Source organism: Halosimplex litoreum (assembly GCF_016065055.1).
GTDB lineage: Archaea > Halobacteriota > Halobacteria > Halobacteriales > Haloarculaceae > Halosimplex > Halosimplex litoreum.
Map to the genome: position 1 here is coordinate 2298657 of NZ_CP065856.1, position 24276 is coordinate 2322932.

Consider the following 24276-nt stretch of genomic DNA (forward strand, 5'->3'; position numbering starts at 1 on the left):
TCGACCGTCTGGGGAGGAGTAGATGGACGAGCGCGACGAGCGACTGGCGGTCGTCGTCGACAAGCCTCGCGCGGAGGCGGTCATCGACGACCTCGAACGGGCGGGCGTCTACGACCCCGACCGCGCGGTCCGCGAGTACGACGAGGGCAGCGTCTCGCTCCCGGTGACCGCAGTTCCGGTGGCCGTCGACTACCGCGAGGTCGTCCGACAGGTGGGCGAACCCCGCCTCCGAGACCTCTCCGACCACCTCCGCGAGCGCGGCTGGACCGACGAGGAGATCGAACTGGCGCCGTCGTCCTGGGCGGTTCTGGGGACGGTCGTCCTCGTCGACCCCGGCGAGGCGCCACGGCCCGAAGAACTCGGCGAGGCGCTGCTGGCCCTGCACGGCGCCGCCGACACCGTCCTCGCTCGCGGCCCGATCACCGGCGCCCACCGCGAGCCGGACGTGACGGTGCTGGCGGGCGAGGGCGACACCGAGACCGTCCACCGCGAGCACGGCACCACGTACGCGATGGATCTCGCCGAGGTGATGTTCTCGCCGGGGAACAAGGCCGAGCGGGCGCGGATGGGCGACACCGTTTCGGACGGCGAACGCGTCGTCGACATGTTCGCCGGTATCGGCTACTTCACGCTGCCGATGGCCCGCGCGGGCGCAGAGGTGACCGCGATCGAGCGCAACCCCGCTTCCTTCGAGTTCCTGCTGGAGAACGTCCGCCGAAACGGCGTCACCGACCGCGTCCAGCCCTACCGCGCGGACTGTCGGGACGTGCTTCGCGTGGCGGCGGATCCGCCACGGACCGACGAGGGCGACGAAGCCGACCTCGCACAGGTCGGCTCGACGACGGACGTACGGGCCGACCGGATCGTGATGGGCTACTACGACGCCCACGAGTACCTCGACAGCGCGCTCGGGGCGCTCGAACCCGGCGGCGTCGTCCACATGCACGAGGCCACGCCCGAGGGACTGGTGCCCGACCGCCCCGTCGAGCGGTTGCGTGGGGCGGCCGCCGAGCGCGGCCGGTCGGTCGAGGTCCTCGAAACACGGCGCGTCAAGGGCTACAGCGAGGGCGTGGCCCACGTCGTCGTCGACGCGCGCGTCGACTGACCGGGTCGGTCCGAGGCGGACGGATCGGTCGGTCCCGTGGGGGTCGTCGGCTCGGTGGCACGGCTCCCGACAGCGTGGGGCGGTTCCGGACCGCGGGCACCACAGTAGTTTTTATCCCGTGGGGCGGAACAGTCCGTACATGGCGCCGGGGCCGTACGAGCGGGTGCTGGAGACGCTGGACGATTTAGACGCCCGTCTCGCCGGCCTGGAGGTCGGCTACAACGAGACCAACGCCTCGGCGGCCCGGGAGCACGTCGACCGGTTGGGGGCGTTCTTCGAGAACGAACCCGAGCACTTCGTCGCGCTCGAGGAGGCCGTCGACCGGCTCGTCGAGACCGAGGACTCGGCACACGCCGCGACGGCCAAGGAACACGCCGACGCCCTCAAAGAGCGCGTCGAGGTCCAACTCGACGAGGAGTAGCGTCTACTCGTTGAGCAGTGGTTTCTGTTCGATCTGTCGTGGAAGAAAACGGAGTGAGTGTGACCGTAGTCGACGGTGAGCGATGAAAGCCCTCGGCGCGCTCGTGGTCGCTGACCGAGATATCCGCGCTCTCCGCACCGCTCGCGCGGATAGTGCCCGCTCAGACGACTAGACAAGCACGAGCGCGCCTCGCCCTTTCAGTCCGCCGGAAGACTCACTGCGTTCGTCTTCCGAGCCTCGGCTCACTCCGTTCGCCGAGACGCCAGGACAGCACTGCCACGCACAGCAGCCGCAAACGGCCACGATCCTCCCCAACCGATTCGCTCACTCGCTACGCTCGTTCGCTCATCCCTCGCGCGGTGCTGTCGCGACACGAGAGTCGCGACAGCGCGCGCCACCACAATTGCACACTCTATCCCCTACACTGAGCGAAGACCGAGAACGAAGGAGTGGTGCGGGAACCGTCGCGTGACACCTCACGGGAACGGCGAGCGACGGCTCGCGCTCACAGCCAGTCGACGAAGGTGCCCTCCAGTAGCGTCTCCTCTTGGTGGTCGACGTAGGCCGATTGCATCCCCCAGATGGCTTCGGCGAGGGGAACGTTCTGGTCGACGGCGGCGGCGACGTGGTCGTGTTTCCAGCGGGCGGGGGTAATCCGGCGGTCGGCTCGCTCGCGTAGCGGGCGGACGTAGCGGCGGGCGGCGTCGGTCGGCAGGCCCTGGGTCTCCAGGCCCTGCCGGGCGGCTTCGAACAGCTCGCCGTAGACGTGGTCGAGGTCGGTCGTCTCCTCGCCGTCGCTCGTGATCCAGGTGAGGTCCGCGGCCAGTCCCTCGCGGCTGGCGGCGTAGAAGTTCTCGCGGGCGGTCTCCCACTCCATCGCGCGGACGGGGTGTTCGATACTGGTGAGCGTGGTGAGCAGGCCGGCGAACACCGCCTGGAAGCTGACGGCGTCGCGGACGGTCGGCTGGCCGGGCAGCGGCCGGAACTCGATGCGGGCGTTGGCCTGGGGTTCGGTGGGGCCGTCGAAGACCGGGCGGATCCACCGCCAGTAGCTGCCGTGTTTGTGTCGGAAGTGAGCGAAGGCGTCGTCGAAGCGCTGGCCGGCCTCGACGTCCATCGGGACGATGGTCTCGTCGGCGACGACGTCGTCGATGGCCGCCTCGACGGAGTCGAAATCGGGGGGGAATCGGACCTTGTCGGCGGCGCCGTCGTCGTCGGGGTTGAGCACGTCCTCGAAGACGGTGATACGGTTCTCCAGCCAGGCGTCCTCGACGATCGTCTCGTCGTCGGCGTCGTCGTCGTACAGATCCGGCGGGAAGAACGGGGCGTTGACGCCGAGTGCGAGCAGCGGGCCGGCGACCCGCAGGGCGTAGCGGAAGTACTCGGGCAGGTCGGGGGCGTGGGGGATCTGGTAGTGCGGTTGAATGGAGGTGATGAGGCTCTCGGGCATCACGGTGTCGGCCGACAGCGAGACGTGGGGCGCCTCGACCCGCATCCCCGTCGGGTAGTCGGTGTTGGCCATCGTGTGGTAGCGAGCGGCGTCGGACATGTTGGTCGCGATGCGGACGCCGTCCTGTTCGACCGAGTCACAGAGGTAGTCGGTGGCGGTCTCGCCCGTGGGTGGAACCGTCCACATGCCGTCGCTGACCAGACGGATGTCGTCGCGGCCGGTCCGGTCGAGGGCGGGCGCGAGGTTGGCCTTGAGTTCGTGCTCCTGTGCGACGAGGCCGTGCTCGTTGAGCGGCTGGGGGCTGGTCTGCATCTCGGCGTTGTGCAGCCCCAGCTCCTTCTCGAAGCCGATGAGATCGAGCAGGCCGCGGGGCACCCGCTTGAGCGAGCCCGAGCGGGCGTCGACGGCGTACAGTTCGAGTTCGAGGCCGACGATGGCCTCCGTGTTGTCGAAGGTGCCGTCGCGCACCTCGGCTTTGAGCCGCTCGGCCTCCTCGGCGGCCCGCCGGTCGAACGCCTCGCGGTCGACCGCCTGTGCCGCTCGGACGCGAGCCGCGAGTTCGGAGCCGGACATACCACTCCGTTCGACCGCCGCGGTACTTGAACGTGGGGCACTCGGCCGAGACGAGCCACGAGATATTTACCGCCGAGCCCCGACGCTGGGACAGATGCCCCGACTCACCCGCCGCCGCGCCCTCCAGGCCGCGGTCGGACTGGCGGCCGGCCTGGCCGGCTGTCCCGACGGCGGGACCGACGCCGGTCCCGAGGACGCCGCCACCCCTGTCGAGTCGTCGTCCCGGTCGGTCCCCACGGCCGCCGCTGACCGCGTCGTCGACCCCGAGTACGTCACCCTCCGCGCCGACGAAGCCGACTACAGCGACCCGCTCGCCTGGTTCGTCCCCGACCCAACGGACAGACCGACCGCCGACGCCACCGTCGAGCCGACCGCCCGCGAGACCGACGGGCTGATCGCCGACGCGGCCACCGCCGAGACGCTCGTCGTCGCCGACCGCGCGGCCGAGACCGAGGTCTCCGCGAGCGCCGAGACCGCCCGTCGGTTCGTCGCCGAGACGGACTTCGACAGCGAGACGCTGCTGGTCGAGGGGCGCTCGGTCCGCGAGTGCTACCGGCTGGTGCTCTGTCACGTCATCTGGAACGACGGTGAGGTCGAGACCGGCTACGGTCGGTTCCTCCGTGGCGCCGACGTGGCCTGCGAGAGCGGGAAACGTGACACCCGCGCCACTATCGCTCGAATCCCGGCCGCCCTCGACCCCGACGAGTTCGAGATGGGTGCCACCGGCGTCGCCAACGGGCGGTGTTTCGGGGTGGGACGCGAGCGCGAGCGCACTCGCTCGACGCCCCGCCCACGCTCGGCGACCGCCGCGGACGCCCCCACCGCCACCGACGGGGAGTCCCGATGACGGACGAGCGAACGGAGTCGGCTGACGCCCGCCTCACCCGCCGCGGAGCGCTCGCGCTCGGCGCCACGACGCTGCTGTCGGGCTGTGGTGCGTTGCCGAACCCGCTCGGGGCGAACCCAGTAGAACTCGACGCGGCGCCCCTCGCTCGGATCGCCGACCGCGAGAGACCGACGGTCGACCACTCGTTGCCCGTCGACGTGGCCGACGCCCACGTCGCCGACTCCCGGGAGCGCGCCCACGCGATGCTCGACGTGGCGCCGCTGCCGCTGACCCCCGAGGACCTCCCCAACGGCGCCATGCGCGAGGAGATCGCCGACCGCGCCGAGCACGCTCGCGAGCACCTCGCCGAGGCGGTCCGTGCGACCGACACCCGCGAGCGGCTCGAACTACTCGCTCACGCCCGCGGCCCCGCCCGCGCAGTCGAAGCCGCCTGGGCCGCTATCGAGGACGAACTGGCCGCCGTCGACGTGCGCTCTACCCGGCGGTCGGTCGACGAGGACCGCCGCGAGTTCCGCGAACGGCGGACCCTGGTCGGTGAGGATCCGGTCCGGGCGCTCGTCGTCCACGCGCTCGTCGGCGACTGGCTCCGCGACGCCGAGCGCCACCTCGCGGAGGGGTTCGACGAGTCGTCCCCGGTCACCCCGCTGGTCGTCGGCGAACACGCCAGCGAGGTCGAACAGGCTCGCGCCACCCTCGCCGACGCGCGCCACGTCGACGAGCGGTTCACCGCCTCGCTGTCCGAGCCCCGATCGCTGGAGACGACGTTCGCCGACGCCCGCGACGCGCTGGCCGAGACGATCGATTCGCGGATGGCCGACAAACCCGCCGAGCACGCCGAAGTTCCTGCTCTCGTCGACGGCGGCGGCGATCTGGACGGGACGGTCGCCGGCGCGGCGCTCCGCGAGTTGCACGGCGACCTCCCCTACGAGGGGGAGTTCGTCCCGGAGACCGAACTTCCCGGACGGATCCTGTGGCAGGTCGAGTCGCTGGCACAGATCGGCGGCTTCGAGACGCTGCGCGAGCGGATCGCCGCCGACGAGCACCGAACTGTCGAGAGCGCCGACGACGTCGAGACACTGCGCCGGGCAGCCGAGACGGCCGTCGAGGACGCGCTCGAAGCAAGCGCCGACGAGCGGCTGGCGCGGACGGAACTCGCCTCGCTCGCGGGCTGGTTCGACTACGTGAGTCGTCACCTCGATCGACAGGCCGGCGACGACCCGGTCGAACTCGGCTGGGTCGTCGAGGATATCGGCCTGTATCTCCAGATCGAGGTGATCGCCGGCGCGGTCCCCGCGGCCGTCGACGAGACCCTCGCCGCGCTCGGTGTCGAGTGAACTGGCGACCGCGACCGTCGTTCCGTTCGAGACCACGAGACATTTATCGAGCCGCTCTCTCGACAGTCGTGTCGATGGATAGATTGACCCGACGACGGCTGCTGGCCGTCACGGGGGCGACGGCGCTGGGGGGCTGTGCCGGCCTCGGGGTCGGTGGTGAGCTGGAACCGACGCCGCTGGACGCGACGGCGGTCGCGACCGCCGTCTCGGGGTCGCTTCCGACCGTGACCGAACCGTTTCCCGTCACCGTGGCCGGGTCGCACTTCGAGGCGTCCCGGCGTGCGGTTCGGTCGACGCTCGACGGACTCCCCGACCCGATCCCGTCGACCGGGCCGCCCGACGAGGCGACGCGGGCGATGGTCCGCCGCGGCGTCGAGCGCACCCGCGTGAACCTGACGGCGGCGGACGACGCCGAGACGGCTCGGGAGCGACTCGGCGAACTCCGCGACGCGCGCTCGTCGGCCGCGCGCGCCGCGGCCGCGTGGGCGTTCGCGACCGACGAGCTGACGCGCGAGGCGGTGCGCTCGCGGGGGCGAACGCTCGAACGCGAGGTCGAGGCGTTCCGCGACGCTCGGACTCTCGTCGGCGACCCCGACGAGCCCGTCCGGGCGCTGTTCGCCAACTCGATCGTCGGGTCGCTGGCCGAGCGGGCGGGCGACGACGCCACGCCCGAGTGGGACGACTACGAGCGCGACTCCTCGGACGCGCCGACCGCCGCCGACGCCGCGGCCGAGCAACTACCAGACGTGCGAGCCGTCGGCAAGCGCGCCGGGACGATCGCGGAGGGCCGTGCGCGACTGGCGGACGCCCGCCACCTCGACGAGCGATTCGCCGATTCGCTTGCCGACGCGTCGCCGATGGTCTCGACGTTCACCGAGGCCCGCGACGGGCTGACGGCGACGCTCCGATCGGGAGTCGCGGAGTTCCCCGGGCCGGACGTCGACGCGGCCGAACTGGTCGGGACCGACGCGGGCGACGTCGGTCGGGCCGTCGAGGACGCGCTCCGACAGCTCCACGCCGCCGCCCACTACCTCGCCGACCGCGAGGCGACGGGCGACCCCGCCTCGGACGTGCTCGCGCGCCACAGGGGGCTCGCCCAGGCTGCCGCCTTCGAGACGCTGCGCGACCGGGTGACCCACGGCGACGGACTCGGCGTCGACAGCGCCGCGGACCTGCGCGAGCGCCGCGACGAGGCCGTCGACGCCGTCGAGACGGCGCTGGCCGAGAGCGCGGACCGCCGGCTGGCGCGAGAGCTACTTTCGTATCCGGTCGCGCGGATGGAAAGCACCGACGCGTCGCTGCGCGAGTGGGACGACGCGACCCTCCAGCAGGCCGCCGTCGTCGACCGGGCCAGGTACTACATCGAGTTCGCCGCGCTCGCCCGCGCGGCGCCCGACGCCGTCGACGAGACGCTGGTCGAACTCGCCGCCTTCTGACCGACCGAAGCCGCACCGACTCCGTTACGCGCGTCGCTCGACCGACTCGACCGCTTCCGCCGGGGTCTCGACGTGTTCGATACCGTCGACGCCGTCGATGCTGTGAGTGTCCAGGCCCGCGACCGGCTTGCCGAAATCGAGCGCGTGACCGAGTTCCGAGAGCGTCCCGGTGCCGCCGTCGACGGCGACCACGGCGTCGCCGTTCATGACGACGAGGACGTTTCGCGCGTTGCCCATCCCGGTCGCGAGGGCCGTGTCGACGTACTCGTTGGCGTCCGCGCGGCGCTCGGTCGGGAGGATCCCGATCGTTGACCCGCCGGCCTCGCTCGCGCCGCGACAGACCGCCTCCATCACGCCGCCGAGGCCGCCGCAGACCACCTCGTGGCCCCGCTCGGCGAGTTCCCGGCCGAGTGTTTCGGCCGTGGCCGCCTCTTGCTCCGTAACGGTCCCACCGCCGATGACGCTGACTCGCATAGACGGTGCTGGCGCGTGGAACGGTCAAAACCGCTCCCATCTGCGAGCGGACGCGTCCGGCGCAACTACCTTGTATACGGGAGTGTATACGAACGGGTATGAGCAAGAGCATCCGCGTCGACGAGGAGACGCACGCGGCGCTCGCGGCGCTGAAGGGCGACGACGAGACGTTCGACGACGTGCTCCTACGTCTCATCGAGGACCGACGCGAGCGCGTTCGGGAGGGTGCCGGACTCTGGGAGGGTACCGACGCCGCCGAGAAAGCCCTCGAAGCGAGGAAGGAGATGAAACGCGGCGTCGGCGAGCGATGACCGTCTACGATAGCAGCGTTCTGATCCACTATCTCGACGGCGAAACCGGAGCAGTCGACTACGTGGAACACCACCAGAATCGACGTGCGGTCGCACCGCAACTGGTACTGTTCGAGGTGTATCAGGGGGAGCTGTTCAAATCCGGCCCACCCGATTTCGACGCCGTCGACGACGCGCTCGGCTGGCTCTCGGTCGTCGAGAAGTCGTCCGGTATCGCTCGCGCTGCCGCCGAGTTGCAGGGCGAACTGCGCGACCGTGGGGAGTTGCTCGCCGCTCGCGACGCGTTCATCGTAGGAACAGCGAGACAACTCGGCGAACCGCTCGCCGTTGCAGACTCCGATTTCGATGTCGACGGAATCGACGAGCTACTCGACGTCGATTTCGTCTGAGGCTCTCTCGGCGAGAACGGATACGCGTAACCGGGCCCCAGAAGTCTCAACCTGTCAGTTCGAACCCTACACGAGGTCGTCGATCGTGTCGAGAAACGACTGGAAATCCTTCGCACCGGCCTGTTCCGCGATAGAGCGGAGCGTGTCGGTCGCGACTTCGTCGTGCAGCGGGACCGTCACGGTTCGTTTCTCACCCGTGTTCGGGTCGATATACCGGAGTTTGACGTGACTTCCGGTCTGATCGACGCGCCGGAAGTTCCACTTCCGAAGCGCGTCGATCAGTTCCCGTCCGGAGTAGGGCCGAGACACAGAGGCGATGCTTCCGGGTCGAAAATAACGCTTTGGTTTGCGGGTATTCGTCGCTCGGGCGACTCTACTCGTCGGTCAGCCACGGTGCAGTGGCTTCTTCCAGATCCGCATCGTCGGGGTCCGGTCGCTCGTGGAGTTCCAGCGCTTCGGCGAGGTTGGCGAGTGCTTCCGCCTTGGTGTCGCCCTGACTCGCAACTCCGGAATCGTCGTCACGCGCGACGACGTACCCGTCGCTCTCGGTGAGCGTGACGGTGTCGGACTCGTCGGGCTCGCGGGACTGGACTCCCATACCTCCCACTGGTCGGGCCCAGGGCAAATCAGTTTCGGCCGATTCTCTCCGCTCTCGACGTCAGGCTGGGGCTGGTACGGATTCAGTCGGTCGCACGTGACGAACAACGCAAGAAAACGGAATCTATACTGACGACCTACTCGACCTGCTCGAACCAATCTTCGACGCGGGCGACGGGTGCGCCGGTGATCTCCGCCACGTCGGTGGGCTCGCGTTCGAGCATGTCGGCGACGGTGTCGATGCCGGCGTCGCGCAGGCGGTCGGCGTAGGTCGGGCCGACGCCGTCGACGGTGTCCACGTCCGGACTGTCCGGTTCGTCCTCGGCGTCGGTCGCTTCCTCGGCAGCCTCGGCGGCCTCGGCGGCCTCCTCGGCGACGGCGTCGACCGCCGCGGCGGCGTCAGTGTCGTCGCTCTCCGCCGAGCGGTCGGCGTACCACTCACAGACTTCGGGCCAGACCTCCTCGTGCGATGAGGAGGAGACGGAGAGGCCGATGTGGCCGGTCGAGTACTCGATGGTGGTCACGTCGTCGCTGCCGACGACCTCGTTGAACGGCTTGGAGGCGTCGGCGGGGATGAGGTGGTCGTACTCGCCCATGATCTGGAGGACGGGCATGTCGATCTCCTCGACGTCGACGTGGACCCCGTCGAGCTCCATCTCGTTGTGGTAGAGCTTGTTCTCCTGGTAGAGGTCGGTGAGGAACTGGTCGTAGGCCTCGCCGGCGACGTCGATGCCCTCGGAGAGCCACCGCTCCATGCGGCCGAAGTTCTCGACGAAGTCCTCGTTGTCGAGGTTCTCGTAGAAGCGGACGTACTTCGAGACGTAGTTGTCCACGGGGTCCATCAGCGCGAAGCCCACGTCTAAGAACTCCGCGGGGACGTTTCCGAAGGTGTCGGTGATCTCCTCGGGGTCGTAGTACTCCTCGGAGCCCCACTGTTCGAGGAGGCCGCCGGTCCCGTCGAAACACAGCCCCGCGGCCATCAGGCCCAGTGCGTTGACCTTCTCGGGGTGCAGCGCCGCGTACATGGCCGACATCGTCCCGCCCATGCAGTAGCCGAGGACGTTGATCGCGTCCTGGCCAGACCGCTCGCGCACCACGTCGACGCAGTTCTCGATGTAGCGGTTGACGTAGTCGTCGAGCGTGAGGTGCTGGTCCATCCGCGAGGGCTCGTTCCAGTCGATGAGGTACACGTCGTGACCGGCTTCGAGCAGCCGGCGCACCACGGAGCGCTCCTCCTGGAGGTCGAGGATGTACGGCTTGTTGATCAGCGCGTAGACGATGAGGATCGGGACGTCGTGGGTCTCGTCGGGCTCGATACCGGCCGCCTCGGGCTGGTAGTGCAGTAGTTCGAGCTTGTTCTCCTCGTAGACGACCTCGCTGGGGGTCTGGCCCACGTCGACGCTCTCGACGCTCGCCAGCGCGTCGGGGAGCTCGGCGTTCTGCTCGGTCGCGTCGGTCATCGTCTCTAAGGCGGTGCGCTGGGCGTCCAGCGCCAGGGAGATGGGGTTGAACGGGTCCGCGCGTTCGCTCGCCATCTTACTCCTCCAGGTGGTCGAGGATCTCGTCGAGCTTCCGTTCGACGTCCTGCTGGCGCCGTTCGAGCTCGACGAGGCGCTCGCCGACCTCGTCCATGTCGTCGCGGGTCGGGAACCCGAGCTGGGAGATGGTCTCCTGGCTCACGTCGTCGGCCTCGCGGCGCATCTCCATCATGCGCTCGACGAGCTGGCCGTTGGCGGCGGCGAAGGCGCTGGTCGACATGACCTCCTTGAACGCCTCGTTGGCCGACTGCAGCCAGATGTCCCGGTACTCCGCGGGGGCGACGTCCTCGCCCTGGGCGGCGTCGGTGGTCCGCTCGAACATCTGCTCGGCGGCGTCCATCCACACCTCGTAGGCGCGGTTGTACCCCTGGATCCCTTCGGCCATCGCCTCGTCTTCGGGCACGGAGTCCTCGACGGCCTCGGCCCACGACTCGACGAACGCGGCCTGGGCCTTCATGTTCTGTTCGAGGGAGTCGGCGACGGCGTCGTTCATCTCCTCGACCATCTCTGTCCACTGCTCCTGCATCTCGTTGGTGTTGCTCATGGGTATATCTCTGGTATGCTGAAAGAAAAAACCGTGTTCCTACGCGTCGACGGCGGCGGCGGCCCGCTCCTGGACGTCGCTGACCTGGTCCTGCAGGTCCTCCATCTGGTCCTGCAGCGTCTCGAGCTGGTCGCCCCACTGCTCGGCGACGTCGACCGACTGGGCCTCGAGCTCCTCGTGGGCCTCGGTGAGCATCGCGACCTGCTCGTCGAGGGCTTCGACGTAGTCGCCCGTCAGCTCGTCGTAGGCGTCGATACCCTCCTCGTACTCGCTGGCGACGGTCTCGAAGACCTCCGCGTGGTTCTCCAGCAGGAAGTCGTACTGCTCGTCGACGGCCGCGCGCATCTCGTCGACGGTGCCGGCGGTGCCGGGCATCGACGACTCGATCACGTCGAGGTAGCCGTGGACCATCGTCTGGGTCAGCTCGACGCCGCGGCGCTGGGCCGACTCCTGGCTGTCGAAGCTGTCGACGACGGCCTGGCTCATCGTCTGCTGCATCTCGAGACTCTGCTCGAAGGCCTTCTGGCTCTGCTCGATGGTCGCGCGCTGCATCTCGAACGCCGTGGTGATGGGGGTCGTGTATGCCATGTGTATCACTCTCTGTTCCGCTTGACCGGGATGACGACGGTCTGGACGATGTCGCCCTCTTCGATGTCCAGCGCCTCGCGCTCGGCGTCGGGGATAGATATCCGGCCGCCCGACTGGACGCGCGTCTTGAACGTCGCCGTCTGACTCATCGCGCCGAGCTGGTTCATATCCAGCCCCCCTGCGCCCGCCTGCATCATCCGACTCAGCATCTCCTGCTGGGTCTCCATCGCCTGCTCGCTCATCTCCTGCATCCCACTGAACATCGGCGGCCACGTCGGACCGTCGCTCTCGTCGGTCATCGGTCAACGATACGTACACCCCTCAGTTACATAAGGATTGCGCTCAAAACCATCGATTACCATTCGATACCATTCGATGGATCCGGATTCGGCTACCGGTCGTCGGGGTGGGTGCAGCCGGGCAGTCGACGCTCGGCGGACGGGGTAGCTGCGGCTTACCGGCGGGGTGGGGTCGGCCCGCCTCTGCGGGGCTCTCGACGTTCCCGCCGCCGCGAGAACCCCCAGCGGTAAGCGGTGCGTATGCCACGAATCGGCTCGAGAAGCTGCATCTCGGCTGATATCGGCGTTCTCGGACCACTACGTTTTAATAGCATCAAACCCAAACGCGGGTATCGATGAGTTCTGAACCGCACCGAAACGCGCTGCTGGACACGTGGGCGGAGACGTCCTCGCACATGTTCAACAGCGTGGTCGCGGCCAACCGGGCGGCCTTCGCGGCCTTCGGCGTCACACCGTCGGACGACGACGGGCCGGCGGCCGTCGACCGTATCGAGGCCGACGAGGACCTGCCCGAGTGGCACGTCGAGCTGACGGAACACGACCGCGGTCGGCTGGGCGTCGGCGACCGCGTCGAGTTCACCAAGACCATCTCCGACCGCGACGTGCAGTCCTTCGCCGCCGCGAGCGGCGACACCAACCCGCTGCACCTAGACGACGAGTTCGCGAGCAAGACCCGCTTCCGGGGCCGCATCGCCCACGGCACGCTCGTCGGCGGCCTCATCTCCGCCGGCCTCGCACGCCTGCCGGGGCTCACGATCTACCTCTCGCAGGATCTCGAGTTCCACAACCCCGTCCGCCTCGGCGACCGGCTCACCGCTGTCTGCGAGATCGTAGAGGACCTGGGCGACGACCAGTATCGGCTGACCACCCGCGTCGTCGACGACGGCGAGACCATCATCGACGGCGAAGCCGTCGTCCTCGTCGACGAACTCCCCGACGACGAGTAGCTCGTCGCTGCGTTCTCCCGCCCCCGACAGCCGCCGCTCACGCCTCGCGCTCGTAGCTCCCTTCCCCTTCGAGTCGAGCCCGTTCCCGTACCACCGAGGGGGTCCGACAGACCCCGGGCGCACCCGTCACCTGCGGGACGGTGCAGTTGTTGCAGCTCTCACAGAGCGCCCGCGCGTCCTCGCCCGACCTCCACTCGCCGAGCAGTCGCGCCCCCAGTCGCGGCTCGGCGTAGAACGGCCGTCCCATCCCCACCAGATCGCAGGCCGGCTCGCCGTCGGCCCCGCCGCCGAGCACGTCCTCACAGGTCTCCCGCTTCCGGATGCCGCCCTCGCACAGCACCGGCACGTCCACCCGACGGCGCACCCGTCGACAGAGGTCGGCGTTCCAGCCGGGTTCCTCGGGGAAGCGCCGGCTCTGCAACCGATTCAGCGCGGCGACCGCTCGCGCCTTCAGCGGACTCCCCAGCGCCCCGGCGTAGCCCGACTGCAGGTCCGCGTGCTCCCACGCCCGCTCGGGGTAGGCGCCCCGGACGACGCTCATGTCCCAGAACGTCGAAACCTCGACGGGCGCCACCGCGTCGTAGCCGATCTCGGCCACGCGCTCGCAGATCTCGATCGCGTCCTCGCGTGAGAGCCGTCGCCGGACGAACCGCGGCGCGGCCGTCTCGGCGGGCACCTTCGTCACCAGCGGGATGTCCCCGGCGTGGTCGCGCACGGCGTCGTGGACCGCTTCGAGAAAGCGCACGCCGCCGCTGCCCGGCCGCTCGCCGGGACCGGTCCCGAACTCGTCGTCGCGGCGGTTGTAGAACGGTGAGAGAAACTGCTGGACGATCCCCATGTTCGCGCCCGAGAGGTGGATCCCGTCGTAGCCGGCGTCAGCGGCGTAGCCCGCCGCCTCGCCGAACCGCTCGGCCAGCTCGGACACCGCCGCCGTGGACATGACGCGGGGCCGAAACTCCACGAGGCCCGCGCGGTCGAGCGCGCGCAACTGTGCGGGCGGCCGCGAGACGGCCAGTTCCTCGTGGTCGGGCTCGCGAGCGCGGTGTTCGGCGTGCCAGACGGCGAGGCTCCGCAGGCCGCCGTGGCCCAACTGGACGAAGATCCGGCCGCCGTGGTCGTGGACCGCGTCGGTCAACCGCGCGCAGCGCTCGACGAACGCCGGGTCGTGGAAGCGAGTCATGTTCGGCGCGGCGCAGCCGCTGTCGGCGGTGACGATGCTGGCGCCCTGGAAGATCAGTCCCACGCCCGAGGCCGCGGTGGGTTCGAGTTCGTCGAGCAGGGTGTCGACGGCGTCGGTGCCGTTGCCGGCGCACTCCAGCAGCGGCGCGCGGTAGAGACGGTTCGGAACGTCGACCCCGCCGATCGAGACGGGATCGTCGAGCGTCGGCATGGTCGGACTAGCCGAGTCCGCAGGTTAAGCTTACTCCCCAAGTATGGCGGCGGCTACCGGTCGCCCGGGCGTTCGAACCGTCTCGCAGTTATTTATCGCCGATCCGACTCCTTCCGATCGATGGCCGAGCGGATCCTGCTCTCGCTGGACGGGAGCGCGACCGAGAGGGACCGGACCGAGGAGACCGACCGAGCGATCGACCTCGCGCTCGACCTGGCGGCACGCCGCGGCGGGACCGTCCACGCGCTGTACGTCGTCGACACCGGGCGGTACGGCGAGCCGGCGCTGTCGAGCGCGGAACTGGTCGTCGACGGCGTCGAGGACACGGCCCACGACCTGCTGGCGACGGTCGATCGGCGCGGCCGCGACCGCGGCGTCACCGTACTCACGCGCTGTTGCCACGGGCGACCAAACGAGGAACTGCCCGCCTACGCGGTCGAGATCGACGCCGACGCGGTCGTCCTCGCGGGCCGGCGTCGCCCGGGTCGCGTCCGGCGGGAACTCGACCGGGTCGCGGACGTGGTCGTCGCCCCCAGCGTACTCGTTCGACGCTGACTACGACCACCGTAGTCGCTCGTCGCCGACAGCGGTTCGGGTTGCGTATCCACCCGTGAGACACTTCTCGTCCCCGCGCCAGATCGAGGTATGCGCGTCGCAGTCGCCGGCACGTTCGGACCGATCCACGACGGACACCGCGCTCTGTTCCGGAAAGCGCTCGAACGCGGGGACGAGGGAGTCCTCGTCGCGCTCACCAGCGACGAGTTCGCCCGCGGCGAGCGCGAGCGTCCGGTTCCCGATTTCACCGACCGGCGCGAACGGCTCTGCGAAGCGATCGACGCCTTGGACGAGTGGGATCGCGACGTGGAGATCCGCGAGCTACACGACGAACACGGCATCGCGTCGACGGAGCCGACACTCGACGCGCTCGTCGTCTCGCCCGAGACGGCCCGAGAGCTCGCCGACATCAACGCCGAGCGCGTCCGCCGGAACCTCGCTCCGATGGAGGGGTTCGTCGTCCCGTTCGTCCGCGCCGACGACGGCGAGCGGATCTCCTCGACACGGCTGGTCGCCGGCGATATCGACGAGCACGGCGAGCTATCGGCGGGCGAGCACCCCCCCTCCGACGAGGTATCCGGCGACGACTCCGAGGACGACGCGGCGGACGCCCGAGCGTCAGCGGACGACGGTCACCGGTAGCGCCGAGCGCTCGACGATCCCCTTCGCGACGCTCCCGAGGACGCGCTCGTGGGCCTCCGAGAGGCCGCGGTGACCGACGAAGACGCCGTCGTATCCCTCTTCCGTCGCGAAGTCTGGGATCGTCCGCACGGGGTCGCCGTACAGCAACTCGGCGTCGACCTCGATCCCGGTCTCGGCTGCTCGCTCGTTCGACCGCTCGACCGCGTCGTCCAGCAGACGCTCGCCCCGGCGCTCGGCGTCGTCGACGCTCTCGACGACGAGCCGGTCGTCGTACTCTGTCCGGTCGGCCGGCGGCTCGGCCCCGCCGGTGTCGTACACGTCCGGGTCGACCGAGTGGACGGCCGTCAGCGCCGCACCTGCGGCGGTCGCCATCGCTACGGCGTGGTCGAGCGCCCGGTCGCTCTCCGCCGAGCCGTCTATCGCCACTGCGAATCGCATACGTGAACGTATGGCACGAACCGTCCTGAGCCTTTCTCCCGAGGCCGGTTCGACTCCGCACTACGTCCGTTCGTCGCCGGCGTCATCGTCCGCGGCCTCGTCGCTCTCCGCACCGTCTTCCTCGTCCGCTCGGACCGTCAGCACCGGCACGTCGGCGGTACGGACCACCTTTTCGGTGACGCTGCCGAGGAGGTACCGCTCCAGTCCCGTGCGGCCGTGGGTTCCCATGACGACGAGGTCGATACCCTGGTCGTCGACGTAGTCGAGGATCGCACGGTGGGGGCTTCCGGTCGCGACCGACCCGGTCGCTTCGACGTCGGCGTCGCGCGCTCGCGTCGCGGCCGCCTCCGTCGCGTCCTCGCCCATCCGCTCGAACGATTCGACCAGGTCGACGGTCCCGGCTTCGGCGCCCACCGACGCCACGTCGACGACGTACAGCGAGTGAACCGTCGCGTCGAACTGGGCCGCCAGCTCGATAGCTTCCCCGAGCGCCGCGCTCGCGCCGGTGCTCCCGTCCGTCGGAACGAGGATGTCCTCGTACATACACGAGGGTTCGATTCGGAGCTATAAACTGGTGACGGCCGCTCCCGGTTCCCGAGGACTCACTTCTCCACGTCGAGCAGCGCGACCCGCTCGCTCACCGCGTCGGCCAGCGTCCCCTCGACCGCGTCGAGTTCCGCGTCGCTCACCTCGAAGTACTCCCGGACTCGGTCGGCGTCGTACGCCCCGAGCGTCTCCGCGGGCTCGATCCGGCCGGGACCGTCCATCCGACGGACGGCCGCAGCCGCTGCCCGTTCGGCTGCCGCGACGGCGTCGCCACCCTCTCCCTCCTCCGACGCACTGGCCGCGCCCTCGGGTTCGCCGGCGTCGACCAGGACGACCGCCGGCCGCTCGCCCTCGTCGACGCCAAGCGCCAGCGCGCGGTCGATCTGCCTGGTACCGGCGGCGTACAGCAGGATCTCGACCGCGCGGTCGCGGGCGACGTTCTCGCCGCGGGCGAGCGCCCGGTCGGCGAGTGCGACCGCCCGACGGAGGTGCGCGCGGTCGACGACGTAGCGCGCGTCGAACGCCTGGACCGTCACGTCGTGCTCGTCGCCGATCGCGCCCAGCCGAGCGACGAACGCGTCCAGGTCCTCCACGGTCGCGACCCCCTCGACCAGCTCCATCAGAAGTCACCCAGGCTCGACTGGTCCTCCTCGTCGTCCGGTTCGGTGCCCGCGGCTCCGCTCCCGTCGTCGCTCGCGCCCCCGTCGTTCTCGTCCGGGCGGGCGCTGTCGTCGGGGTCGACGCCGTCCATCGACGGGTCGCGATGGCCGGCGTTCTCCAGCACCGTCTCCGCCGTGCGCTCGCGCCCGCGGAGCGCGCCGAGGACGACGGACTTGTCGGCCTCGCGGAGGTCGGCGCGGTTCTCGATGCCCGCGTCGAACAGCCGACGGGCGCGCTTGCGGCCGACGCTCCGGACGCCCGCGAGGTCGGTCAGCTCCTCGCGGACGCCGTGTTCGGCCCGGACTCGCGCCTCGCGGATCGCCGGCGCGAGGCCGAGGCCCAGTTCACCCGCGAGCGACTCCGCCGCGCCGAGCAGCCACTGGGCGGTCTCGACTTTGCCGCGCACGTCGCCGGGACCCACGCCGTAGCGGTCGGTCACGACCTCTTCGTCGACCTCGCTGGCCCAGTCTTCGAGCATGCGGGCGGTCTTCAGCGCCGACAGCCAGTCCTCGAAGGCGGGGTCGAACTCGCTGGGCATCGACCCCAGGAACTCCGCCTCGCGTTCGAAGGCGAGCATCTGGTACTCCTCCTCGTCGCCCGAGCGCAGGTACAGCTCGTACATGTCCGGCGTGCGCGCGACGAGGTGGTACAGGCCCATCGCGGTGGGCTCCGGCCGTTCGGCCGCCTCGCCGCCGCCGTCGTCGGCCAGATCGCTCGCGGTCGTAAATCCCGGTGGCTCCTCGCCCTCGGCGACCGCGTCGGTGGCCGCCGAGCGCTCGGCCGCGCTCGCCCCGTCGTCCGCGCGGGCACGGCCGTCGCCGCGCTGCCAGGCCCGCAGGCCGTCGATGATCTCCGCCGCGCTCATCGGGTCGAGATACAGCCGCGAGACGGTGTGGCCCAGCGACGTGGCGGTCAGATCCTCGCCCTCGCCGCTCGGCTCGCGTTCCATGAACTCGTTTCGCTCCAGGTACTCGATCATGTCGTCCATCACGCGCTCCAGGCGGCCGCGCTCGGTCGTCTGGGAGGCGTACAGCGTCCCTTCGAGGAACTCCAGCAGCCCCTCCCGGGAGTTGGCGAATCCGGAGGCGACGGTTGCGAGGATGTGCGTCCGCAGCGCGGGCTCGGCGGCCAGTTTCGACTCGACGGGCTCGGGGTCGGCCCAGACGTAGCGCTCGAACAACTCGTCGAGTTCGTCGTGGCTGTTGGCGATCAGGAGTGCCTCGCCGTAGGGGTCCAGCCCCGGGCGGCCGGCCCGCCCCATCATCTGGTGGACCTCCAGCACCGACAGGGGTTGCATCCCGCCGGCGGTGCCGTCGTAGCGGCGCCAGTCGCGGACGACGACGCGCCGCGAGGGCGTGTTGACCCCCGCAGCGAGCGTCGGCGTCGCCGAGACGACCTTGACGAGCCTGTCGCGGAAAGCCTCCTCGACGAGCGCGCGATGTTCGCTCGCGCAGCCGGCGTGGTGGAACGCCGCCCCCTGCTCGACGGCGTCGGCGAGGTCGTCGCTCGTCTCGGTGTCGCTCACCTCCCGGATCTCCGCCGCGATGTCGGCCAGTCGGTCGCGTTCGTCGGCCGTGAGATGAGGTTCGACCGTCGAGCCCAGCCGACCGGCCGCGGCCTCGGCGTTGCGCCGGGAGTTGACGAACACCAGTGTCGAGCCCTCGTCCTCCAGCGTGTCGCGGACGATGGCCGCGGTGGGTTTCTCGGAGTTGCGAACCGGTAACTCGCTCTGGGACCCGTCTTCGAGGTGGAGCGCCTGCCCGTAGTGGACCCCCTTCTTCAGGTCGATGGGGCGCCAGTCCGAATCGACGAGGGCGGCGTCGAGCCAGTCGGCCAGCGCCTCGGCGTTGCCGATCGTCGCCGACAGCGCGACGGTCTGCAGGTCGGGATTGAGCTGGCGCAGCTTCGCCAGCGTCACCTCCAGCGTGGGGCCGCGCTGGCCGTCGTCGACGAGGTGGACCTCGTCGGAGACGACGCAAGTCAGATCGTCGAGCCACGGCGCGTCGTTCCGCACGAGCGAGTCGACCTTCTCGCTGGTCGCGACGACGACGTCCTTCGTGGCGAGCCAGCCGCCCTCGGACTCGTAGTTGCCGGTCGAGACCCCCACGTCGAGGCCGTACTGTTCGAACTGTTCGAACTCCTCGCGCTTCTCGCTCGCCAGGGCACGGAGGGGAACGATGTAGAGCGCCTTCCCGCCGCGCTCGACGGAGGCGAGCATGGCGAGCGTGGCGACCAACGTCTTCCCGCTGGCCGTCGGCACGCTGGCGACGAGGTTCTCGCCTTCGGTGATACCCGCCTCCACCGCTTGGCCCTGTGGCGGGTACAGCGACTCGATGCCGTCCGCGCGCAGGTGGTCGGGCAACCACTCGGGCACGGCCGGGATGTCCGCGACGTCCATTACTGGCGAGGTAGTGCGCTCCGCGATTTAAACTGTCGGGACCATCTTTTTCCGGACGGGGTTTCCTCGCGCGCCTTTGGCGCGCTGCGGGGAACCCCGTCCGCAAAAACATGGGTGAAAACACCGGGAGAGCAAGCTCTCCCGAGCCCTCGTTCGCTTCGCTCACGAGGAAGGCCGCATCTCGGCCTTCGGCCTCGATGCGGTGAACCGCGCGCCCCCGGCGCGCGGATGCTCAGTACAGGTGCGGGAGTGAGCGGTGCGGTGGCGCGTGCTGTCGAGCGGTGCGAGGTCGACCGGAGGGAGACCTCGATGCGAACGGGGAGCGAAGTGACCCGTGAGCGTGCCCGCCTCTTGGCGGGCCGCTCGAAACAGTCACGCGAGGGATGAGCGGAGGAACGAAGTGACAGAGCGAATCGGTTGGGGAGGTGTGTGGTGCGGTGTGGTTGCTATGCGGGCCTGGCGGACTGAACGGGCGAGGCGCGCGTGGCGGCGTAGCCGCCACGGACTGTGGCGGTCGGCGGAGCCGACCGCCCGCTCGCGCTCGTGCAGTCGCCTGAGCGGGCACTATCCGCGCGGTGCGAGGCGCGCAGCGCCTCGAAGCGAATAGCGTGGGAGCGAAGCTCCCACGGACCGTGCGAGCGGGCCAGTGGCCCGCGAGCAGACGGCCCTGCCGTGAGCGGGCGGTGCCGAGAGCGCGGATATCCCGTCTTGGTTCGAGAGAGCGAAGCTCTCTCGTCATCCTGAAAATCTCCGATTTTCAGAGACAGCGACCGCGAGAGCGAGGCGCGACCACCGGGAGCGCCTCGACACGCGAACGGCGACCGAAGGGAGCCGTGAGCGAGCGCGCCGAGGGCGTTCACCGCTCACTGTCGAGTGCGGTTGCGCTTGATCCACTCGCTTCCAGACGAACTGGACTAGAAACGCACGATACACTCGCAACGCGAACGGCACGCCCTCGTCCCGAGTACCACCCACGCTTAGGTTCGCGCACACCCACAGCCGATCCATGCAGGTCGAAGCACACTCGGCGAACGAGACGGTCGAAGTCGTCGACGGCGTCCACCTCACACAGCTGGCGGTCGGCGACCGGATGAGTATGCAACACGTCCACATCGAGCCCGGGGCCGTCGTCCCGAAGCACAGCCACGAACACGAACAGGTCGGCTATATCACGAGCGGCTCGGGCGTGTTCGTCGTCGACAGCGATGCGTCGAAGACGCATCGTGTGAACGGGGAACCCGTGAACGGCGAGGAGTTCCCGGTGAGTGCGGGCGACGCCTACCACCTCGGGAGCGAGGAACCGCACAGCGTCGCGGCGACGGGCGACGAGCCCCTCGACGGTATCGACGTGTTCGCGCCGCCGCGGACGAACCCCGACTGGATGGAGTGAGCGGCGCGACCGCGCTCGAACCGCGCGTCGCGAACACCTGAGTCCAAAGGTCTAAGCACCGTCGTCGCCAACCACGAACCACTATGAGCACCGAAACCGAGGACGGCGACGACCTGCGCGAGCGCATCTCGAACTTCCTGCGGCGGAACTTCCCGCAGATCCAGATGCACGGGGGCAGCGCGGCCATCGAGGAGATCGACCGCGAGAGCGGCACCGTGACGATCCAGCTCGGCGGCGCCTGCTCGGGCTGTGGCATCTCCCCGATGACCATCCAGGCCATCAAGACCCGCATGACCAAGGAGATCCCCGAGATCGAGACGGTCAACGCCCGTACGGGCGGCGGCATGGGCGGCGGCGAAGGCATGATGGGCGGCGACACCGGCCCCTCGATGCCCGGCGACTCCCGCGGCGGCGACATCGGCGGCGACGACGAAGGCCCCGAAGCGCCGTTCTGAGGCCGTCCCCTCGGTTCACCTTCTCGCGTTTTTCCCATCGACCAGGCGCGGCGCTGGCACTGGAACGGTAGCCGAACGTACCGAGCGACGGTCGTGAAAAGCGTCTACAGCCCGAGTGCGGTCGTGACGGGGATCCCGGCGGCGACGGCGCCGAGGAGATACCCACCGAGGACGCCGGCGTTCAGCGGCGGGAGGCCGGCGTGGGCGCCCTCGACGCGGTGGACGAGATACAGCAGGCCGCCCATGCCGACGAGTCCGCCCACGAGGGCCCCGAGGGCGGGCGCGTTGGCGTTGAGCGCCGGGACGACCGCGGGCGCGTCGAGGAAGTGCCCGGCGCTGACCGCGAGCATCCCGGGGATGATCGCGTCGCCGAGGCCGAGCAGGGCGATCTTCGAGCGGGTCGGCGACCCGGCGTCGTCGCCGCGTTCGTCCGCCGGTTCGGTGTCGGCGTCGTCGCCGCCCCCGTCGCCGATCAGGTCGAACTCGGGGTCGCGCATCGAGAACTCGAGCGAGTGGGGGACGACGAAGACGATGGGGGCTTTCAGGTCGCCGAGGCCCGCGGCGAGTTCCTGCATGTGCCCGGAGACGTAGACGGCGTAGGCGTCGTAGCCCGCCCACGCGACCAGGAGGACGACGACCGGGAGCGGCCCGAACCCGAGCCCGAGCATCGGGATCGCCGCGGCGCCGAAGACCACCGCCGCGACGTCGTTGACGTACCACTCGGGGTAGCCCCAGAGGACGGCGAAGGTGACGACGGCGACCGCTATCGAGGCTGGGCTCGTCGGCAGGCCCATCAGGACGCTCCCGCTCGCCGCGATCGCCCCGACCCCGGTCAGGGCGACGAACGCGACGGCGGTGAGCGTGCCCGCCGACCCCAGCAGGAACACGCGGACGAGCGCCTCGCCGTAGCCGTAGCGGAACGCGGCGACCATCCCGGCCGTCGCAACGAGGAGCATCGCCGCGAAGACGCCGACGTTCCCGACGCTGCCTGGATTCTGGAACATCGCCAGCCCCATCGCGTCGACCTCGTCGGTCAGCGCCAGCCCCAGCAGGATGGTCGCGGCGTAGCACGCGACGATCCCGACGTAGGCGTAGGTGCCCGAGGGGATCCCGGTCGTCGACTCTGTCGCGTCGGCGACGGCCTCGCCATCGTCTGCGGCGTCGGCGGCGCGCTCGCTCACGGCTCGGTCCCCCCGCCGAGCCGAGTCGTCGACGCCGACGACGTTCGTTGCATGGTCGAGTCCGAGGGCCACCGCCGGCAAATACTTCCCGGACTCGCCGCCGACGCTCCCGGGCTCGCCGTCGAGTGCGGCGGCCCGTGATCGAGCGTGGGGCGAGCACGGGGCGGACGCGGAATCACGGAGTTTAATTCCGTCCGACGCGCCCACCCTGTCATGAGCGAGACAGACGGTCCGGGGAACGTCCTGTTCGTCGTCATGGACACGGTCCGCCAGAGCCACCTCTCGGTGTACGGCTACGACCGGCCGACGACGCCGAATCTCGAGGACTTCGCCGACGACGCGCGCGTCTTCGAGGAGGCCGTCGCGCCGGCACCCTGGACCCTGCCCGTCCACGCCTCGCTGTTCACCGGGCTCTACCCCACTCAGCACGGCGCCACCCAGGAGAACCCCTACCTGGAGGGCGCCACCACGCTCGCCGAGTCGCTGTCGGCGGCGGGCTACGCCACCGCCTGTTACTCCTCGAACGCCTGGATCACCCCTTACACCAACCTCGCCGACGGCTTCGACGACCAGGACAACTTCTTCCAGGTCATGCCCGGCGACCTGCTGTCGGGCCCCCTCTCGAAGATCTGGAAGACGATGAACGACAACGACACGCTCCGGTCGGTCGCCGACCGCCTGGTCGAACTCGGTAACACCGCCCACGAGTACTTCGCCGAGAGCGGCGGCGGTGACACCAAGACCCCCGAGATCGTCGACCGCGTTCAGGACTTCGTCGAGGACAGCGAGGCCGAGGGCGACGAGTGGTTCTCGTTCATCAACCTGATGGACGCTCACCTCCCGTATCACCCCCCCGAAGAGTTCGCCGACGAGTTCGCCCCCGGCGTCGACTCCACCGCCGTCTGCCAGAACTCCAAGGAGTTCAACTCCGGCGCCCGCGACATCGACGACGAGGAGTGGGAAGACATTCAGGGCCTCTACGACGCCGAGATCGCCCACATCGACCACCACCTCGGTCGGCTGTTCGACTGGCTGCGCGAGACCGACCGCTGGGAGGACACCCTGGTCGTCGTCTGCGCCGACCACGGCGAACTGTTCGGCGAACACGATCTGTACGGCCACGAGTTCGGCATCTACGACCCGCTCGTCAACGTCCCGCTCATGGTCAAACACCCCGAGGTCGCCGCCGAGCGCGACACCGAGACGCAGGTCGAGTTGCAGGATCTGTATCACACCGTCCTCGACCACGCGGGCGTCGAGGCCGATACCGGCGGCGAACCGTTCGACCGCGCCCGCTCGCTGCTCGACGCCGACTATCGCGAGTTCGCGAGCGTCGACGCGCCCCGCGGGGGCGACTCTCGCTTTTCGGCCCACGACGACGGCGAACTCGACGAGTACGCCTTCGTCGACTACCACCGGCCGGTCGTCGAGCTGAACCAACTGGAGAGCAAGGCCAGCGCCGCGGGCATCGAGCTGGACACCGACTCCCGGTTCTACTCGCGGATGCGCGCCGCCCGCCGAACCGACGGGAAGTACATCCGCAACGAGCGCATCCCCGACGAGGCCTACCGGCTCGACACCGACCCCGACGAGCTGGACGACCTCGTCGGCGACGACGACGAGGTGATCGCCGCGACGGAGGACGCGCTGGTCACCTTCGAGTCGGAGATGGACGGCGAGTGGGCCGACGTGACCGACGAGGACGTACTGGACGACATGGGCGAGGAGGCCAAAGACCGCCTGTCGGACCTGGGCTACATCGAGTAAC

Annotated in this window: 27 protein-coding genes; 13 read left to right on the top strand and 14 right to left on the bottom strand. The window is 69.7% G+C overall.

Going from position 1 to position 24276, the window contains the following annotated elements; translation table 11 throughout:
* Positions 1-22: 22 nt before the first annotated feature.
* Both I7X12_RS11445 and I7X12_RS11450 read left to right on the top strand, forming a co-directional pair.
* Positions 23-1105, top strand: coding sequence for a class I SAM-dependent methyltransferase (locus tag I7X12_RS11445; RefSeq protein WP_198060214.1), 1083 nt, complete (start codon positions 23-25; stop codon positions 1103-1105).
* 139 nt (positions 1106-1244) lie between these two features.
* Entirely contained in the window at positions 1245-1526 is a 282-nt protein-coding gene (locus I7X12_RS11450) for a hypothetical protein (protein ID WP_198060215.1), read from the top strand.
* Positions 1527-2031: 505 nt separating this feature from the next.
* Here the strand turns inward: I7X12_RS11450 and I7X12_RS11455 are convergent.
* Entirely contained in the window at positions 2032-3549 is a 1518-nt protein-coding gene (locus tag I7X12_RS11455) for a glutamate--cysteine ligase family protein (protein WP_198060216.1), read from the bottom strand.
* A gap of 94 nt (positions 3550-3643) precedes the next feature.
* Here I7X12_RS11455 and I7X12_RS11460 point away from each other — a divergent pair, with 94 nt between their 5' ends.
* The 3 genes from I7X12_RS11460 to I7X12_RS11470 all read left to right on the top strand — a co-directional run bounded on the left by I7X12_RS11460 (position 3644) and on the right by I7X12_RS11470 (position 7166).
* Positions 3644-4396: a hypothetical protein gene (locus I7X12_RS11460; protein WP_198060217.1), complete on the top strand. Its 753-nt coding sequence runs from the start codon at positions 3644-3646 to the stop codon at positions 4394-4396.
* On the top strand, positions 4393-5730 hold the full coding sequence (locus tag I7X12_RS11465; protein WP_198060218.1) for a hypothetical protein: 1338 nt from the start codon (positions 4393-4395) through the stop codon (positions 5728-5730). The genes I7X12_RS11460 and I7X12_RS11465 overlap by 4 nt, the downstream gene beginning before the upstream one ends.
* Positions 5731-5804: 74 nt before the next feature.
* On the top strand, positions 5805-7166 hold the full coding sequence (locus tag I7X12_RS11470; protein ID WP_198060219.1) for a hypothetical protein: 1362 nt from the start codon (positions 5805-5807) through the stop codon (positions 7164-7166).
* Between the two features lie 24 nt (positions 7167-7190).
* Here I7X12_RS11470 and I7X12_RS11475 read toward each other — a convergent pair whose 3' ends face one another.
* Positions 7191-7640: a TIGR00725 family protein gene (locus I7X12_RS11475; protein WP_198060220.1), complete on the bottom strand. Its 450-nt coding sequence runs from the start codon at positions 7638-7640 to the stop codon at positions 7191-7193.
* Between the two features lie 98 nt (positions 7641-7738).
* Between I7X12_RS11475 and I7X12_RS11480 the strand changes: the two genes are divergently transcribed.
* Positions 7739-7951, top strand: coding sequence for an antitoxin VapB family protein (locus tag I7X12_RS11480; protein ID WP_198060221.1), 213 nt, complete (start codon positions 7739-7741; stop codon positions 7949-7951).
* Positions 7948-8340 carry a PIN domain-containing protein gene (locus I7X12_RS11485; RefSeq protein ID WP_198060222.1) on the top strand — a complete coding sequence of 131 codons (393 nt, stop codon included), beginning with the start codon at positions 7948-7950 and terminating at the stop codon, positions 8338-8340. The genes I7X12_RS11480 and I7X12_RS11485 overlap by 4 nt, the downstream gene beginning before the upstream one ends.
* A gap of 66 nt (positions 8341-8406) precedes the next feature.
* Here the strand turns inward: I7X12_RS11485 and I7X12_RS11490 are convergent, their stop codons facing one another.
* The 6 genes from I7X12_RS11490 to I7X12_RS11515 all read right to left on the bottom strand — a co-directional run bounded on the left by I7X12_RS11490 (position 8407) and on the right by I7X12_RS11515 (position 11906).
* A complete protein-coding gene (locus I7X12_RS11490) occupies positions 8407-8649 on the bottom strand; it encodes a type II toxin-antitoxin system HicA family toxin (protein WP_198060223.1) in 243 nt (80 codons plus the stop codon).
* Between the two features lie 64 nt (positions 8650-8713).
* Positions 8714-8938, bottom strand: a complete 225-nt coding sequence (locus I7X12_RS11495; RefSeq protein WP_198060224.1) for a type II toxin-antitoxin system HicB family antitoxin — start codon at positions 8936-8938, stop codon at positions 8714-8716.
* Between the two features lie 136 nt (positions 8939-9074).
* Positions 9075-10472, bottom strand: coding sequence for a class III poly(R)-hydroxyalkanoic acid synthase subunit PhaC (gene phaC / locus I7X12_RS11500; protein ID WP_198060225.1), 1398 nt, complete (start codon positions 10470-10472; stop codon positions 9075-9077).
* Between the two features lies 1 nt (position 10473).
* Positions 10474-11019 (bottom strand): poly(R)-hydroxyalkanoic acid synthase subunit PhaE, encoded by a 546-nt coding sequence (locus I7X12_RS11505; RefSeq protein ID WP_198060226.1) that lies wholly within the window; start codon positions 11017-11019, stop codon positions 10474-10476.
* 39 nt (positions 11020-11058) lie between these two features.
* Positions 11059-11607, bottom strand: a complete 549-nt coding sequence (locus tag I7X12_RS11510) for a hypothetical protein (protein WP_198060227.1) — start codon at positions 11605-11607, stop codon at positions 11059-11061.
* Positions 11608-11612: 5 nt separating this feature from the next.
* Entirely contained in the window at positions 11613-11906 is a 294-nt protein-coding gene (locus tag I7X12_RS11515) for an AbrB/MazE/SpoVT family DNA-binding domain-containing protein (protein WP_198060228.1), read from the bottom strand.
* A 395-nt stretch (positions 11907-12301) separates the two neighbouring features.
* Between I7X12_RS11515 and I7X12_RS11520 the strand changes: the two genes are divergently transcribed.
* Positions 12302-12853: a MaoC family dehydratase gene (locus I7X12_RS11520; protein ID WP_198063856.1), complete on the top strand. Its 552-nt coding sequence runs from the start codon at positions 12302-12304 to the stop codon at positions 12851-12853.
* Between the two features lie 37 nt (positions 12854-12890).
* On the opposite strand, the gene I7X12_RS11525 is transcribed toward I7X12_RS11520, so the two are convergent.
* Positions 12891-14243 carry an oxidoreductase gene (locus tag I7X12_RS11525; protein WP_198060229.1) on the bottom strand — a complete coding sequence of 451 codons (1353 nt, stop codon included), beginning with the start codon at positions 14241-14243 and terminating at the stop codon, positions 12891-12893.
* Positions 14244-14363: 120 nt separating this feature from the next.
* On the opposite strand from I7X12_RS11525, the gene I7X12_RS11530 reads away from it, so the two are divergent.
* Complete coding sequence (locus I7X12_RS11530) at positions 14364-14798, top strand: universal stress protein (protein ID WP_198060230.1); 435 nt, start codon at positions 14364-14366, stop codon at positions 14796-14798.
* A gap of 90 nt (positions 14799-14888) precedes the next feature.
* Positions 14889-15440, top strand: coding sequence for a phosphopantetheine adenylyltransferase (locus I7X12_RS11535; RefSeq protein ID WP_198060231.1), 552 nt, complete (start codon positions 14889-14891; stop codon positions 15438-15440).
* Here I7X12_RS11535 and I7X12_RS11540 read toward each other — a convergent pair.
* From I7X12_RS11540 to I7X12_RS11555, 4 genes are read right to left on the bottom strand one after another with little or no spacing between them, the layout of a single operon-like run.
* Complete coding sequence (locus I7X12_RS11540; protein ID WP_198060232.1) at positions 15417-15878, bottom strand: universal stress protein; 462 nt, start codon at positions 15876-15878, stop codon at positions 15417-15419. The two genes, I7X12_RS11535 and I7X12_RS11540, sit on opposite strands and share 24 nt — an antisense overlap.
* A gap of 60 nt (positions 15879-15938) precedes the next feature.
* Positions 15939-16421: a universal stress protein gene (locus tag I7X12_RS11545; protein ID WP_198060233.1), complete on the bottom strand. Its 483-nt coding sequence runs from the start codon at positions 16419-16421 to the stop codon at positions 15939-15941.
* Between the two features lie 59 nt (positions 16422-16480).
* Positions 16481-17044, bottom strand: coding sequence for a KEOPS complex subunit Cgi121 (gene cgi121 / locus I7X12_RS11550; protein WP_198060234.1), 564 nt, complete (start codon positions 17042-17044; stop codon positions 16481-16483).
* On the bottom strand, positions 17044-19482 hold the full coding sequence (locus tag I7X12_RS11555) for an ATP-dependent DNA helicase (protein ID WP_198060235.1): 2439 nt from the start codon (positions 19480-19482) through the stop codon (positions 17044-17046). The genes cgi121 and I7X12_RS11555 overlap by 1 nt, the downstream gene beginning before the upstream one ends.
* Before the next feature lie 1006 nt (positions 19483-20488).
* Here I7X12_RS11555 and I7X12_RS11560 point away from each other — a divergent pair.
* On the top strand, positions 20489-20872 hold the full coding sequence (locus I7X12_RS11560) for a cupin domain-containing protein (protein WP_198060236.1): 384 nt from the start codon (positions 20489-20491) through the stop codon (positions 20870-20872).
* A gap of 83 nt (positions 20873-20955) precedes the next feature.
* The gene (locus tag I7X12_RS11565) at positions 20956-21327 is read left to right on the top strand and encodes a NifU family protein (RefSeq protein WP_198060237.1); all 372 of its coding nucleotides are present in this window, start codon (positions 20956-20958) and stop codon (positions 21325-21327) included.
* Between the two features lie 104 nt (positions 21328-21431).
* Here the strand turns inward: I7X12_RS11565 and I7X12_RS11570 are convergent, their stop codons facing one another.
* Positions 21432-22508, bottom strand: coding sequence for a presenilin family intramembrane aspartyl protease PSH (locus I7X12_RS11570; RefSeq protein WP_198060238.1), 1077 nt, complete (start codon positions 22506-22508; stop codon positions 21432-21434).
* Between the two features lie 213 nt (positions 22509-22721).
* Between I7X12_RS11570 and I7X12_RS11575 the strand changes: the two genes are divergently transcribed.
* Entirely contained in the window at positions 22722-24275 is a 1554-nt protein-coding gene (locus I7X12_RS11575; RefSeq protein ID WP_198060239.1) for a sulfatase, read from the top strand.
* The last annotated feature ends 1 nt before the right edge of the window (position 24276 follow it).

Bases quoted from the DNA above. Each gene is read 5' to 3' on its own strand.
- I7X12_RS11575 (WP_198060239.1), top strand. From the start codon at position 22,722: ATGAGCGAGACAGACGGTCCGGGGAACGTCCTGTTCGTCGTCATGGAC.
- I7X12_RS11520 (WP_198063856.1), top strand. From the start codon at position 12,302: ATGTTCAACAGCGTGGTCGCGGCCAACCGGGCGGCCTTCGCGGCCTTC.
- I7X12_RS11560 (WP_198060236.1), top strand. From the start codon at position 20,489: ATGCAGGTCGAAGCACACTCGGCGAACGAGACGGTCGAAGTCGTCGAC.
- I7X12_RS11475 (WP_198060220.1), bottom strand. From the start codon at position 7,640: ATGCGAGTCAGCGTCATCGGCGGTGGGACCGTTACGGAGCAAGAGGCG.
- I7X12_RS11465 (WP_198060218.1), top strand. From the start codon at position 4,393: ATGACGGACGAGCGAACGGAGTCGGCTGACGCCCGCCTCACCCGCCGC.
- I7X12_RS11505 (WP_198060226.1), bottom strand. From the start codon at position 11,019: ATGAGCAACACCAACGAGATGCAGGAGCAGTGGACAGAGATGGTCGAG.
- I7X12_RS11545 (WP_198060233.1), bottom strand. From the start codon at position 16,421: ATGTACGAGGACATCCTCGTTCCGACGGACGGGAGCACCGGCGCGAGC.
- I7X12_RS11525 (WP_198060229.1), bottom strand. From the start codon at position 14,243: ATGCCGACGCTCGACGATCCCGTCTCGATCGGCGGGGTCGACGTTCCG.
- I7X12_RS11530 (WP_198060230.1), top strand. From the start codon at position 14,364: ATGGCCGAGCGGATCCTGCTCTCGCTGGACGGGAGCGCGACCGAGAGG.
- cgi121 (WP_198060234.1), bottom strand. From the start codon at position 17,044: ATGGAGCTGGTCGAGGGGGTCGCGACCGTGGAGGACCTGGACGCGTTC.
- I7X12_RS11450 (WP_198060215.1), top strand. From the start codon at position 1,245: ATGGCGCCGGGGCCGTACGAGCGGGTGCTGGAGACGCTGGACGATTTA.
- I7X12_RS11485 (WP_198060222.1), top strand. From the start codon at position 7,948: ATGACCGTCTACGATAGCAGCGTTCTGATCCACTATCTCGACGGCGAA.
- I7X12_RS11555 (WP_198060235.1), bottom strand. From the start codon at position 19,482: ATGGACGTCGCGGACATCCCGGCCGTGCCCGAGTGGTTGCCCGACCAC.
- phaC (WP_198060225.1), bottom strand. From the start codon at position 10,472: ATGGCGAGCGAACGCGCGGACCCGTTCAACCCCATCTCCCTGGCGCTG.
- I7X12_RS11510 (WP_198060227.1), bottom strand. From the start codon at position 11,607: ATGGCATACACGACCCCCATCACCACGGCGTTCGAGATGCAGCGCGCG.
- I7X12_RS11565 (WP_198060237.1), top strand. From the start codon at position 20,956: ATGAGCACCGAAACCGAGGACGGCGACGACCTGCGCGAGCGCATCTCG.
- I7X12_RS11460 (WP_198060217.1), top strand. From the start codon at position 3,644: ATGCCCCGACTCACCCGCCGCCGCGCCCTCCAGGCCGCGGTCGGACTG.
- I7X12_RS11540 (WP_198060232.1), bottom strand. From the start codon at position 15,878: ATGCGATTCGCAGTGGCGATAGACGGCTCGGCGGAGAGCGACCGGGCG.
- I7X12_RS11495 (WP_198060224.1), bottom strand. From the start codon at position 8,938: ATGGGAGTCCAGTCCCGCGAGCCCGACGAGTCCGACACCGTCACGCTC.
- I7X12_RS11480 (WP_198060221.1), top strand. From the start codon at position 7,739: ATGAGCAAGAGCATCCGCGTCGACGAGGAGACGCACGCGGCGCTCGCG.
- I7X12_RS11455 (WP_198060216.1), bottom strand. From the start codon at position 3,549: ATGTCCGGCTCCGAACTCGCGGCTCGCGTCCGAGCGGCACAGGCGGTC.
- I7X12_RS11515 (WP_198060228.1), bottom strand. From the start codon at position 11,906: ATGACCGACGAGAGCGACGGTCCGACGTGGCCGCCGATGTTCAGTGGG.
- I7X12_RS11535 (WP_198060231.1), top strand. From the start codon at position 14,889: ATGCGCGTCGCAGTCGCCGGCACGTTCGGACCGATCCACGACGGACAC.
- I7X12_RS11445 (WP_198060214.1), top strand. From the start codon at position 23: ATGGACGAGCGCGACGAGCGACTGGCGGTCGTCGTCGACAAGCCTCGC.
- I7X12_RS11470 (WP_198060219.1), top strand. From the start codon at position 5,805: ATGGATAGATTGACCCGACGACGGCTGCTGGCCGTCACGGGGGCGACG.